The 14,042-nt window shown below is 32.5% G+C and carries 7 protein-coding genes; 2 read left to right on the forward strand and 5 right to left on the reverse strand.

The features are described from left to right. Position 1: 1 nt before the first annotated feature. Entirely contained in the window at positions 2-697 is a 696-nt protein-coding gene (locus ACFWU4_RS07245; protein ID WP_411126299.1) for a hypothetical protein, read from the forward strand. 26 nt (positions 698-723) lie between these two features. On the opposite strand, the gene ACFWU4_RS07250 is transcribed toward ACFWU4_RS07245, so the two are convergent. From ACFWU4_RS07250 to ACFWU4_RS07260, 3 genes are all read right to left on the reverse strand, one after another. Beyond that, positions 724-1,098, reverse strand: coding sequence for a VOC family protein (locus ACFWU4_RS07250; RefSeq protein WP_411126301.1), 375 nt, complete (start codon positions 1,096-1,098; stop codon positions 724-726). Between the two features lie 101 nt (positions 1,099-1,199). Beyond that, complete coding sequence (locus ACFWU4_RS07255; RefSeq protein WP_411126303.1) at positions 1,200-4,046, reverse strand: M16 family metallopeptidase; 2,847 nt, start codon at positions 4,044-4,046, stop codon at positions 1,200-1,202. 100 nt (positions 4,047-4,146) lie between these two features. Then, positions 4,147-6,642, reverse strand: coding sequence for a M14 family metallopeptidase (locus ACFWU4_RS07260; protein ID WP_411126305.1), 2,496 nt, complete (start codon positions 6,640-6,642; stop codon positions 4,147-4,149). Positions 6,643-6,778: 136 nt separating this feature from the next. On the opposite strand from ACFWU4_RS07260, the gene bshC reads away from it, so the two are divergent. After that, complete coding sequence (bshC, locus tag ACFWU4_RS07265; protein WP_411126307.1) at positions 6,779-8,374, forward strand: bacillithiol biosynthesis cysteine-adding enzyme BshC; 1,596 nt, start codon at positions 6,779-6,781, stop codon at positions 8,372-8,374. A gap of 98 nt (positions 8,375-8,472) precedes the next feature. Here bshC and ACFWU4_RS07270 read toward each other — a convergent pair whose 3' ends face one another. Both ACFWU4_RS07270 and ACFWU4_RS07275 read right to left on the reverse strand, forming a co-directional pair. Next, entirely contained in the window at positions 8,473-10,179 is a 1,707-nt protein-coding gene (locus tag ACFWU4_RS07270; RefSeq protein ID WP_411126309.1) for an efflux RND transporter periplasmic adaptor subunit, read from the reverse strand. A gap of 12 nt (positions 10,180-10,191) precedes the next feature. Then, complete coding sequence (locus ACFWU4_RS07275; RefSeq protein WP_411126311.1) at positions 10,192-13,863, reverse strand: efflux RND transporter permease subunit; 3,672 nt, start codon at positions 13,861-13,863, stop codon at positions 10,192-10,194. Between the last annotated feature and the right edge of the window lie 179 nt (positions 13,864-14,042).

The following is a 14,042-nucleotide window of genomic DNA, read 5'->3' on the forward strand; positions in this document are numbered from 1 at the left end:
TATGAAAAAGGTAATTAATATATTTTATTTGGTACTACTCCTTCTTGGATGTAAGGATACTACGGATGATGGACCAATTGTAAATCCAAACTTGGATCCTCAGACTCCAGTCTTTTTGGTTTTTCCGTATGAAGATGAGTTATGTAATGAAGGAACAAATCCTACACCAACGGAGAGTACAGTCTTTTTTGAGTGGGAACCTAATAATAATGCGGATAATTATATACTAAGCATTGAAAATTTAGCGTCGGGTGATGTTAATGTCTATGAAACAGAAGATTTTATTTTTCCTGTAACTATAGAGCGTGCGGTTGCTTTTAGATGGTTTGTAGACTATAATATTCAAAATGAAGTAAAAACAAGCGCAGTATGGAATTTTTATAATGCTGGTCCTGGAATACAAACATATCCTCCCTTTCCTGCGAATATAATCGCGCCTAGTATGTCCCAGTCTATTGCTTCAACCAATTCGGTAACATTGCAATGGAGCGGAAGTGATGTTGACAATGATATTGTGGCTTATGATGTGTATTTTGGCACTGCTAATCCACCTATTGTGAATGCTAATAATATTTCTTCAAGTCAATTAAATGTATCTGTAGCACCAGGAAATATTTATTATTGGAACGTAGTTACTAAGGATGCGGAAGGAAACTCTTCCGAATCAGGTGTGCAGCAATTCTATGTATTAGAATAATCTAATAAAAGTTTGCGCTTTACAACTCATACATGCTGATCTACTAAAATAGCGTTACCATCTGGATCTAGAACCACAAAACTTGCTGGTCCAGATTCAGAAGTTTCGTCTATCTCACTGGCAAAAGTGATATCCTTAGATTTTAAATGTTTTTGTATAGCTCTAACATCATCAAAATTTTCAAATGTATTTGCGTCTTGGTCCCAACCAGGATTAAAGGTTAGGATATTGTTTTCAAACATGCCTTGAAATAACCCAACTAAAGAAGACTCATTTTTCATTATGAGATAGTTCTTTTCAAGATCTCCAGCAAAAACTGAAAAACCTAAAGATTCATAGAATACTTTTGACGCCTTAATGTCCTTTACAGCAAGGCTTATTGAGAATGCTCCTAGTTTCATAATGTATTGATTTAGTTAGTAGTTAAATATAGTGAAATCATATTTTGTAATTAATTGCCTCTAAATTCAATACAACGTACACAGCCGTATATATGTCCTAATTACTGTTTTAAATTAGGATCCTTACCATTTATCAAAATAGGCTTTCCAAATCCTAGTCCTTCTAATTTATCTAATTGTGTTTTGGCATCACCAACAACGAGATAAATCATTTGGTCGGGTTTAATAAATTTATTTGCAAGCCCCTTTATATCGCTAACGGTTAAATTTTTAACAATGGTTTCGCGTTGTTTTGCGTAATCATCTGGGAAGCCATAATTGCTGATATTAGAGAGCATATTTAATTTAGCTCCGAGAGTTTCAAAAGCACGTGCACCACTTTTTAAGGTGTAACCTTTTGTGACTTCTAAGTCGTTACTATCATAATTATCACCGTAGTTTTCTAAAATAGATTTAACTAAAGCAGTAGATTCTGAAGTAACATTACTTCTTACACCACTAGAAATGCTAAAACTACCCACTTTATCATTTCCACGAAAGCCTGATCTAATACCATAGGTGTAGCCTTTACCTTCTCTTAGTTGTTGCGTAAGTTGTGACGCAAAACCACCACCACCTAAGCGGTAATTCATAACCGTTGCAGCAAAGTAATCATCATCCGTTACTTTAGGAGCAGGATAACCAAAGCGCAATACGGATTGTTTAGCATCTGGTACATCATAAAAGTAAATTTTTGATGCAGTTGGTGCAGCAACTTCAGGAAGTTCTGGAATAACAACTTCTTTTACTTCCCAATTTTTATTTAATGTTTCTAAAGTAGATAGAGCTTCATCTTGAGAAATATCACCAACAATATGAACTTTAGCTAAAGTAGGAGAAACATAATTGTTGTAATATGTTTTTAAATCGTCTATAGTTATCGCTTCTACAGAAGCTTCAGTGCCACTATTACTATTAGATAGGATATGATTTTCGCCATAAAGTAATTTGTTGAATTCAGTCTGAGCAATAGCATTAGGATTTGCTTCACGACGTTGAATACTACTTTTTGTACTTTGTTTTATAAGCTGAAATTCGTTTTCGTCCCAACGCGGTTCTAATAATATTTCACTGACTAAGGTCATAGTAGCTTCAAAATTCTTTGATAACGTATTACCATTTATATAAATAGCGTCATTTGTTGCATAAGCACCTATGTTAGCACCTAGACTTTCAATTTCATTTTCTAATTGTTCTGGCGTTTTTGTTTTAGTCCCTTTGGTTAATAAATCGGCTAATAGATTAGATACACCGATTTTATCCTTGTTTTCTAGTAACATCCCACCGTCAATTTGAATTTCGAACTGTACCAACGGCACTTCACTATTTTCTATACCTAGAACTTTTATACCAGAATCTAAACTTTGTTTCCAAACTTCAGGAACTTTTACATCTGGACTTTCTCCATAATCTGGTTCTATACTTCTATCGAAACTAGAAGGTGTTTTTTCGTAGGTTGCTGCGATTGACGCATCAAAAGACTCTTCTGCACCATCAATAATTTTTTCTTCTACTACTGCTGCTAGTTGGGAATTTACTAGAGTAAGTTGTTGTTGTCCTTTAGGTACAAAACTTGTCGCTATATAATTCTTATCTTTTATGTAAGTATTATAAACACGCATTACGTCTTCTGGAGTTACAGCTAAAATATTCTCCACATCTTTACTAATAAAACCAGCATCACCTGCGAAAATTTCATATTGTGTTAACTGTGCTCCTTTACCTAAAACACTCGATAACCCGTTGTAGAAATTAGTTTCTTGTCCGGCCTTAATTCTATTTAAGTCTTGTTTAGAAATTCCATTAGCTTCAAAAGAATCAAAACCTTTATTAATGGCTTTTACAACAGTATTTAAGTTAATTTGATCAAAGGCTGTTACACTAAGTTGTATTTGGCCAGAAACTTCAGAATTGTAGCCACCCATGCCAACATAACTTGTAAGTTGTTCATCTTCAACTAAAACTTTATACAAAGGCGCTTTCTTACCTTGTGTTAAATATTGAGATAATACATCTAAAGCATAAGAATCTTCGTGATATTGATGCACACCTGGCCAAACCATTGTGAGACGTGGTGCACGTGCAAAATTATCTTCATAATACAAATGTTTAGAGCTTTCTAAAACCGCAGGTTGCTTTGCCAAAACAGGTATGTCTTTACCTCGTGGGATTTCATTAAAATATTTTTTTACCCAAGTTTTAGTTTGCTCCACATCTAAATCTCCTGCAATAGTAAGTACCACATTATTTGGAACATACCAGCGATTAAAGAAATCTTTGACGTCTTGTAATGTTGCATTTTGTAAATCTTCTAAAGAGCCAATAACTTGCCAACTGTAAGGATGCCCTTTTGGGTAGAGGTTACTATCAACTACATATTGATTATGTCCATAAGGTCTATTATCTACAGACTGACGTTTTTCATTCTTAACCACTTGTTTTTCTTTGGCTAAAACTGGATCAGTTACGGTGTTAATAAAGTAGCCCAGTTTATCTGCTTCTGCCCAAATCATTTTTTCTAAAGCATCTTTTGGAACTGTTTGTAAATAATTGGTTCGATCTCTATTGGTAGAGCCGTTTGCCCCAGAACCGCCAATACGCGCACTCATTTGGTCTAATCCTCCTTTGCCAAGATTTTCTGATTCTAAGAATAAGAGATGTTCAAATAGGTGTGCAAATCCTGTACGCCCTTCAATTTCTCTTGCTGAACCTACATGCGCCGTTAATGATACAGCAACTACTGGATCTGATTTATCAACATGAAGAATAACTTTTAAACCATTATCTAAAGTGAATTTTTCATAATCGACTTTAAACTCTGGTGATGATTCTGTGCTATTGTCTTGTTTGCATGTGTAAAGTGTAGCTAAAACGAAAAGCCCTAGGATTAGTGGTTTGATGTGTTTCATGATTGATATTTATTTTTCGTCTGTCAGGTCGATCGCAGTCGAGGCCTATTTTATTTTTATAATATTTTAAACTCTCGACCGCGCTCGAGGAGACAGAAAATTACAATTCAAAAGCATTATTATTAACAAAGAAAATAGAGTTGACTAAAAATAGTTTTCCGTTTTCCCAAAAGCTTCTAAACATTGGATTGTCTGCCATATAAATAAAGCTTCCACTGCCCATACGTTCTTCACCAAACACTAAGGTTTTATCTAGGTTTTTGAGTGCGTTTTTTCCTGCAAAGCCGGAGTATACTTTAGTGTCTTTTAGGTGTGCCACGTTATAACCGCTTTCTAATAAGTTATAAGCAGAACTTCCTAACTTTAAAGAGAAGTAATCGTTATCATAACCAAAAGCCATAGGATGTGTATGATCTACTTTAGTTTTAAAAATAGCACCTGTGATGAGGTTGTTAGTGTACTCACGTTCTCTATCTGCATATGGCGTTAAATTATTATTTTCGACGTTATTATTAGAAGTATCAGTATCTGATGATTTGTACTTTAAGCTAAATCCTTCCTTACCAGCAAAACTTCTTAAAGCACCATCAATAGCAATAACCTTTCCGCCAGAACGTACCCAGTTTTTAAGTTTCTTCATGTTAGCATCATTTAAAACACTTCCATAATAGCCATTAGGTAGAATTAAAACATTGTATTTACTTAAATTAGTACTGCTAAAATTATCTGTATTTATTGATGTTAATGGGTAATGTAATTGCTGTTCAAAAAAGTGCCAGATAGCACCATAACTTAAAGAAGATGTGCCATCTCCAGAAAGTATGGCTACCTTTTGATTATTTATAAGCTTAATATCTGGTGAACCAATATCTGGGGTGGTTTGAGAAAATCCAGAATTAATCTTAGTTAAAGGTTGAGAATGTTTACTCACTAGGTTATTTAGGTTGCCTAAAAAATCGCTTAGATGAGCATTATCACCTTTTGTAATTATTAAAGAACCGCGTTCAAACTTTTTGCCATTAGAACTAAAAGATCGTTCTGTAAACCGTACTTTAAACTTATTTTTTAATAAGTCTGCTAAAAATTGTGCATCCTTAAGAGAATTCCATTTGCTAACATAGCCATAAGCTTCGTACATTACTTGAAATTCTGAGCGCTCAAATTGTTTGCTACTCGCTACTTTAGAGTTACTAGCAATAGCGTCTAGGCCATAAGCATAAGGTAAAGACCAAGCTGTGATATCATAGGTTAATGAATCAGAAAGTTTGGCATTAGGTTCAAAAAGTACTTTTACCATTTTACCTTTAGGTTGACTAGTATGAACAACTAATGCATTAGGATTTACGGACATACTTCCTTGCTTTCCACTATTGTAATCGTATCCTGAGACTTTACTACTTGTTGGGTTTTCGTAAACTATCTCATGTTTAGTTAATAATTTTTTAAGGCTGTTTAGTTTATCTTCATTGCCTTTAAGAACATAACTCTTATATTTTAAGTCTGAATTATCAAAGAACTTCGCAAATTCAGAATTTAATTTTGTTGCATTTTTCGAAGCCATTTCTATTGTAGATAGGCCGGTAGTTGTATGATGTGTTAAACGTTCTACTAAAGTTAAAACATGTCCTTCATCATTTAAAATTCCTAAACCTGCTCTACCATGTCCACCTTGTTCGTAGGTCATGCCAATAGCACCCATGTAAGTTGGATATGTATCACCATAGCTTGGATAGAATAAATCATAGCGCTCTCTTGTGTAAAATAGCCAGCCTTCAGCATCAAAATATTTTGTGTGATTTTTTCCGATTTCTGTTTGAAAATCGCGCTGCCAATCACTGATGATTTCATGAAAAGGTTCTGCCGCAGGTGCAAAATAATAAGGTTCATTTATACCTTGCTCATGAAAATCTACATGGATATGAGGCATCCATTTATTATAGGCTTTTAGTCTAAGTGTACTTTCTGTTTGTGTGGCCCATAACCAATCTCTATTTAAATCAAATAAATAGTGATTTGGTCTTCCGCCTGGCCAAGGTTCTTTGTGCTCAGAGGCCTGTTGGTCTATATCGTAGGGTTGGCTCGCAGTTTCATTATACCAATTGACATAGCGATCGCGACCATCTGGATTAATGCAAGGATCGATAATTACAATAGTATTTTTTAGTAATTCTTTTCGTTCAGTTAAAAGTTTATACAAAGTTAGCATGGAAGCTTCACTGCTAGAGGCTTCGTTGCCGTGTACATTATAACTTAGCCAAACGATAGCAACTTCTGTTGAAGTTGGTCTGCCCTCAAGCAATCCAGCATTTTTTAAATTATTTTCTCGAATGATTTCGAGATTTTTTAAATTTTCTTCACTAGACACATAAGCTAAGTATAATGACCTGCGCTCATTAGTTTTCCCATAGGTTTCTAGTATTACTTGATTAGGAAGAGTTTCTGAAACAGACTTAAAATAGTCTACTACTTGATGATGACGACTAAATTGAGTACCAATATCATATCCTAAAAACTCACTAGGTGATTTAATATTTTGCGCAAAGGTGAAAGTCAGTGCGAATAAAGTAATGCATAGAAAAGAAAATAAATGACGCATGTTTGTTGGTTTTGTTTCAAAGCTAGTAAATATAAAGAGGGAATTCTAGAATATTAGTATTGGGACTTGAATTAACTAAAAATTAGCAGTTAGATTTTACACTTGCCGTATATTTATACTTTTATAAAATTAGTATATGCCAACCGACTATATTCCATTCAGAGAAACCAACTATTTCTCTGATTTTATCTGTGATTACTTAGATCAAAAACCAGAATTACGTTCACTTTACAATCGGTTTCCGACAATAGAAAACTTTCAAGCTCAGTTTTTAGAGAAGTCAAAAACGTTTAATAATAAAGGACGATCTGTACTCGTAGATGTTCTTAAAAAGCAATACTCAAATTTAGAAATAAGTGAATTGACACATCAGCAGATAGAAAGTTTACAAAATGAAAAAACCTTTACAATCACTACTGGTCATCAATTAAATTTATTTACTGGACCGTTATATTTTCTTTATAAAATCATTTCGACGATTAATTTAACGACGCAATTAAAAGAAACTTATCCTGAATATAATTTTGTCCCTTTCTATTGGATGGCTTCAGAAGACCATGATTTTGAAGAAATTAATTATTTTAATTTTAGAGGTAAAAAAATTCATTGGAACTCTGAGCAAACGGGTGCTGTAGGCCATTTTAATACGGATGGTTTAGAGGCAGTTAAAGAAGTTATTTCAGCAGAATTTGGATTAGGAAAAAATGCAGAACAATTAAAAGAATGGTTTAAAGAAGCTTATTTAAATCACGATAATTTGGCCAGTGCGACGCGTTATTTGGCAAACCAATTATTTGGAAAGTATGGTTTGGTTATTTTAGACTCAGATCATAAAGATTTAAAATCTTTGTTTATACCAAATATGCAGAAGGAACTTATTGAGCAAACTGCTTTTCAGAATGTAAGTGATACTAATGCGATATTAGAAAATTTAGGTTTAAAGGTTCAAGTTAACCCAAGAGAAATAAATCTATTCTACATTAAAGAGGGTCTAAGGGAGCGAATTGTTGAGCTCGATGGAGAGTTTTCTGTTTTAGATTCAGATATACGTTGGACTAAAAGTGAATTATTAAAACATCTCACTGATTATCCAGAGCGATTCTCGCCTAATGTAATAATGCGACCATTATATCAAGAAGTAATTTTACCTAATCTTTGTTATGTAGGAGGTGGAGGTGAAATGATTTATTGGCTTCAGCTTAAATCTAATTTTGAGGATCAAGGCGTTACATTTCCTATGTTACTACTTAGAAATTCTGCACTTATAAAATCTAAGAAACAGGCTAACAAACTTGAAAAATTGGCCATAGCCAATAAAGATTTATTTCTAGATAGAAATACTTTTATAAACAAAAAAGTTAGAAAGATTTCTAACATAGATATTGACTTTTCTGAACAAATAAAAAGTCTTAAACGACAATTTGAAGACTTACATCAACTTGCAGAACAAACTGATAAATCTTTCTTGGGCGCAGTGAAAGCTCAAGAAATAAAGCAAATAAAAGGCTTAAAACATTTAGAGAAACGTTTGCTCAAAGCACAGAAATTAAGGTTAAAAGATCAGATAGAGCGTTGCACGGATTTACAAGAACAGTTATTTCCTGGTAAAAGTTTACAAGAGCGAAATACTAATTTCTCGGAATTATATTTAGAGTATGGAGATAGCCTAATACCAGAATTATTAAAAAATTTATCGCCATTAGCTGGTGAATTTACAATATTAAAATTTTAAGATTAGAGGATTTTATAATTATATAAAATGGTTGAAAAGTTCGTAAAAATGAATAGTAATGAACTCGTGCTTATTGCAGAATGACTAAATAGAATTTGCTATTTAATTTCTTCGACTACCTTACCACAATTTAACATAGTGTCTCCATAATAGGGGTTTTTTATAGTATTTTCTTTACTTAACCATTTGGCACCTTTATTATTATCTGCCATTGGACAATACTGAACAAAAAGCGAATAATCTAAGGGTGCTGAATCAGATAGAGATTTTATAATTATATCAGATAATGGTTTAAGATATTCTCTTTGTTTACTTATGTTTTCTTGGCTTATAATAGATTCTATAAGATTTGAAACTTCAGTAAGACTATTTTTATTCGTTGTATTTTTTAAAGATAATTTTTCAATAGAATTAAGTAATTTCTTAGCACTTATTTTAACCTTTATTGCATCTGAAGAGACAAAAGCGTTCTTCATTTCTAGATAATTTTTAATGAAATCATCAACCTTAGGTTTCTCTGTCTTATCCCAAGCTATTTGAATTGATTTAGATTTAAAATCTTTATTATTTTGGCTCTTAATGTTTTGAGTGTTTTCAGAATTTATAAAGTTCATCATTGATTTTTTGCCTTGTAATTGCGCAGCTGCGTCAATTGTAAAAGCACCATCTGTAACAACAACGTCGCCAAATTCTAAACCGCTTAAAACCTCGTAATTATTGCCGACAGATCGACCAAGTATAATTTCTGTAATTTCAAATAAAAGTTTGTTAGGATGAGGTTTACGATATACAATAGAACGTTTTCCTGTCCAAAGTACAGCAGTTTTTGGAACAGTTAAACCCTTATTGGTAAGTTTAGATTTTACGCTAGCTTCTAATAGCATACCAGGTTTAAGTTTCCCATTTCTATTGTTTAGTACAACTCTTACTGAAGAAGTTCGTTTGTTTTTATCTAAAATAGGTTCTATAAAATCGATTTTACCAGTTATATTTTCTTCTAAAGGTATATTAGTATTTATTTCGACATTCTGTCCAACTTTTAGTAATCCTAATTGACTTTCGTATGCATCGAAGACAGCCCAAACTTTTCTTAAATCAGATATTTTTAATAAGGGATCTCCTTCTTTATAAAAATCACCTTCAGAAGCAATTACTTCAGTTACTGTCCCCGAAACATCAGCATAGATGGGGAAATATTTCATAGGTTTTTGTCCTATAATAATATTTTCGATTTGCTGATCGGTTAATTTCCATAAACCTAAAGAATTTCTAACTTCATCGAATAATTCCCTATGAGTGTTACGATAAGAAACAGAGGTTAATAACTTATTTTGGGCCAAGTATAATTCTGGTGAATATATACGTCCTATTATTTTCCCTTTACTAATTTTTGAACCCACATAATTGGCATAGAATTCTTCAATTCTACCCTCAAATATTGATGTTTGTGTTGCATCTGTTTCTTTGTTCGTTTCTATTATGCCAGAGAGTAATACTGAACTTTCAAAATTATTACTAGGCATAACTTTAGAAGTTTCAATATTTGCTAAAGCTAATGCCTTGGCGGACATTTTAAACTGATTCTGTGTTAATTCCGTTTGTTCTTCATCAGTAATTTTTAAAACCAAATCCATTGCGCATAATGGACATTTTCCACCTTCCTCTTTTTTAACTTGTGGATGCATAGAACACATCCAAATTTCAATTGATGAGTCGTATTCAACGCTTTTATTACCAAAAATTAAATAACTAATTGCAAAACCAAAAACAATTAAACTTATATATATAACAATCTTTTTTTTCATAACTAAACTATTTTAGTTCCTTTGAGTTTTGAGTAGCTGCCTTTCTTTTTGCCAACAGAATAATAAAGGAACAACAAATAAGGTTATTATAGACATTAGCATACCACCTAAAATAGGTATGGCCATAGGAATCATAATATCACTTCCTTTTCCTGATGAAGTTAATATAGGAAATAGCGCTAAAATTGTGGTTGCTGAAGTCATTAGACATGGTGTAATTCTTTTTTTACCAGCTTCTATTACTAACATTCTTATACTATTAATGTTAGCTAACTCTTTATTTTTAAAATTCTGATTAAGATAAGTTCCCATAACGACGCCATCATCTGTTGCTATACCAAAAAGTGCAATAAAACCTACCCAAATAGCCACGCTTAGATTAATTGTTTCCATATTAAATAGATCTCTTAAGTTATTAAATCCTAAATTAATATTAAAGAACCAAGGTTGACTGTAGAGCCACATAAAGATAAATCCACCTGCGAAGGCTACTGCTACACTAGTAAAAATCATTAATGAAAGCGTAACCGATCGGAATTGAAAATATAAGATTAAAAAGATTATAGCTAACACAATTGGTAGTATTAAGCGCAGTGTTTTTTGTGAATGAATAAAGTTTTTATAAGTTCCGCTAAACTCATAGCTTACACCATTAGGAATAATTAAAGAACCTTCTTCAATTTTAGAAATTAATTGGTCTTTAGCTTGGTTAATGGCTTCGATCTCTGATAAACTATCATTTTTATCAAAAATCAAGTAATTAACTAAAAATCCATCTTCACTTTTTATAGTCTGTGGTCCTTTTTTATAGGTTATTGTAACAAATTCATTTAAGGGTAAAGAAGTTCCACTTGGTAATGTAATATAAATAGACTCTAAGTCTTCGGGAGTTTCTCTTAGTTCTTTAGGATATCTAACTCTTATGTCATAACGTTCTCGACCTTCTATTGTTTGTGTTATTAATTTGCCGCCAATACTGGCTTCTAAAGATTCTTGAATAGTTTCAATAGATAGACCATAACGTGCAATTTTTTCTCTATTAATATGAATGAGAATATATGGTTTGCCGACCGATCTATCTGCGAAAACCGATTTTGAATCTATTGAACTAATTGACTTAAGTTCATTTTCGAGCTTTAGACTAAATGCCTCTACATCTTTTAAGTTAGATCCTTTTATTTTAATTCCCATTGGTGCTCGCATACCAGTTTGAAGCATGATTTGTCTCGTTTCTATAGGTTGCAGTTGCGGCGAATTTGTAACTCCAGGTAATTCTGTGACTTTAGTTATTTCTTTCCAAATATCTTCTTCGGATTTAATGTGAGTTCTCCAGTTTCTGTAGTATTCTCCATTGTTGTCTTCAATAAGCTCTTCACTAGAAATACCACTACCGAAATCTATAAATTTACCAGATTTGGTCTCAAAACGTCCTTTGCTATTTGTCTTAAATCTTTTTGGCTTTCCATTAGTACCTAAAATATATTCTGGCTTGTATGCGATAAGATTTTCATACATAGAAATTGGCGCTGGATCTAATGCTGACTCAACTCTACCAGCTTTACCAACAACATATTCAATTTCAGGAAGAGATGCCACAGCAATATCTAACATTTTTAAGATCTTATTATTTTCTTCAATACCTGAGTGTGGCATCGAAGAAGGCATTAATAAAAAGTCACCTTCATTAAGAGATGGCATAAACTCTTCACCAGAGTTAATAAGGGCTAAAACGCCCAGTAAGATTGCTAATAATGGGATTGAGATACTAATCTGTTTATGCTCTAAAACCCAACTAAGAATTTTTTCATAATTCCTTCTAATATAATATATCGGAATAAGAACCAATGCCACTAAGGAAATTACAAATATGAAATTATACGTTAGGTTGTGAGTATATCCTAAAGGTCTCCAATAGATGGCTAATAAGAGTATTATAGCCAATATTATATAAGCAAACCTCAAACGCTTAACTTTATTTTCTTTTAGTTGCTTTGTGCTTTCTAAAATCTCTATAATGCCATAACTAAGGATTAATAAACCTAAATAGTGACCGTAAAAAATTGCTACTAAACCTGAAACTATTATTACAATTGATAAGATAAATTTATTACTCTTATTTTCTTTTAAAAAGTAAACTGAAAGAGATGGTATTATAAAAAGAGCTATTATAATTGCTGCCGATAACACTACAGTTTTTGTAAAAGCTAATGGCCAAAATAATTTGCCTTCAGCTCCCGTGAGCAGAAATATTGGAATAAAACTGACAATAGTCGTTAGTCCTGCTGTTAATATAGCACTCGAAACTTCATTTGTTGCCTTTATGATAACTTTAGTAAGCGGTTCTTTAGAGTTCTTTAAATGTCTTATTATATTTTCTGTAACAATGATACCCATATCTACAATGGTTCCGATCGCAATTGCTATACCCGATAATGCAACAATATTAGCTTCTACATCAAAAATTTTCATGATAATGAAAATTGTAAAAACCGCAAGTGGTAACATTGCAGATATTACTATAGAAACTCTTAAATTCATAAGCATGATTACTATTACCAAAATAGCTATCATTATTTCATAAATTAAAGCATTACTCAATGTGGTTAAAGAAGATTCGATTAACTCTGATCGATCATAAAAGGGTATAATAGTAAGTTGTGATTTTTTACCATCAGACAGTATTTTACTTGGTAAACTCAAGCTAATAGCATCAATTTTTTCTTTTAATGCATCTATTACTTGCATCGGGTTTTCTCCAAAACGAGAAGCAATAACGCCTCCAACAACTTCCGCACCACCTTTATCTAAAATACCTCTTCTTTCATCAGGCCCAATAGTTACATTTGCAATATCCTTAATAAAAACAGGTGTAAAGTCAATAGATTTTATAACTGTATTTTCAATATCTAAATCAGATTTTATATATCCTAAACCGCGCACAAAGTATTCTACTTTGTTTATTTCTAATGTTTGAGCCCCAATATTTCTGTTACTTTTTTCAACAGCTTTAATTACATCAGCTAAAGAAATATTATATTGCTTCATTAGTTCGGGTTTAATATCAATTTGATATTCTTTAACGAAACCACCAATAGATGCAACTTCCGAGACACCTTTTGTTGATGTCAAAGCATTTTTAATATAGAAGTCTTGGATAGAACGTAATTCTTGAAGATTCCATCCGCCAGTGACATTACCATTTTCGTCTCTGCCTTCTAGGGTATACCAAAATACTTGCCCAAGTGCTGTTGCGTCAGGACCAAGCTTTGGTTTAACATTTTGAGGTAATAATGAGTTAGGTAATGAATTGAGCTTTTCTAAAACTCTAGATCGAGACCAATAAAAGTCTATGTCATCCTCAAAAATGATATAGATATTTGAAAACCCAAACATAGAATTGCTGCGTATGGATTTTACACCTGCGATACCTAGTAAATTGGAAGTTAACGGATACGTTATTTGATCTTCAATATCTTCGGGAGATTGACCCTCCCATTTTGTATATACTATTTGTTGGTTTTCACCCATATTAGGCATCGCATCTACTGAAACCGAACGCTTAGGAAGGAAATCTAGGCCAAGATTAAATGGTAGTGTTGTATGCCCAATGGAAATTATTAAAATTACCGCGATAAGTGCAAGAATTTTATTCTTAATTAAAAACTTTACACTTCGTTTTAACATATTCAAAATTAACTAGATATCTGACAAAATTATTAAATTAAAGTATTTTAAAGAGATAAAGGAAAAATAATAATCAATTGATGTTTTCTTTAATGTTATATTTCTAATTGTTAGATGTTTATTAGTAGTCAATTCTATTAGTTTAAAATAGATGTAATCCATGGCAAACATTTCCAGTG

Origin of the sequence: Winogradskyella sp. PE311 (assembly GCF_046545555.1) — a bacterium.
Classification (GTDB): Bacteria; Bacteroidota; Bacteroidia; order Flavobacteriales; family Flavobacteriaceae; genus Winogradskyella.

Bases quoted from the DNA above. Each gene is read 5' to 3' on its own strand.
- ACFWU4_RS07270 (WP_411126309.1), bottom strand. From the start codon at position 10,179: ATGAAAAAAAAGATTGTTATATATATAAGTTTAATTGTTTTTGGTTTT.
- ACFWU4_RS07245 (WP_411126299.1), top strand. From the start codon at position 2: ATGAAAAAGGTAATTAATATATTTTATTTGGTACTACTCCTTCTTGGA.
- ACFWU4_RS07250 (WP_411126301.1), bottom strand. From the start codon at position 1,098: ATGAAACTAGGAGCATTCTCAATAAGCCTTGCTGTAAAGGACATTAAG.
- bshC (WP_411126307.1), top strand. From the start codon at position 6,779: ATGCCAACCGACTATATTCCATTCAGAGAAACCAACTATTTCTCTGAT.
- ACFWU4_RS07255 (WP_411126303.1), bottom strand. From the start codon at position 4,046: ATGAAACACATCAAACCACTAATCCTAGGGCTTTTCGTTTTAGCTACA.
- ACFWU4_RS07275 (WP_411126311.1), bottom strand. From the start codon at position 13,863: ATGTTAAAACGAAGTGTAAAGTTTTTAATTAAGAATAAAATTCTTGCA.
- ACFWU4_RS07260 (WP_411126305.1), bottom strand. From the start codon at position 6,642: ATGCGTCATTTATTTTCTTTTCTATGCATTACTTTATTCGCACTGACT.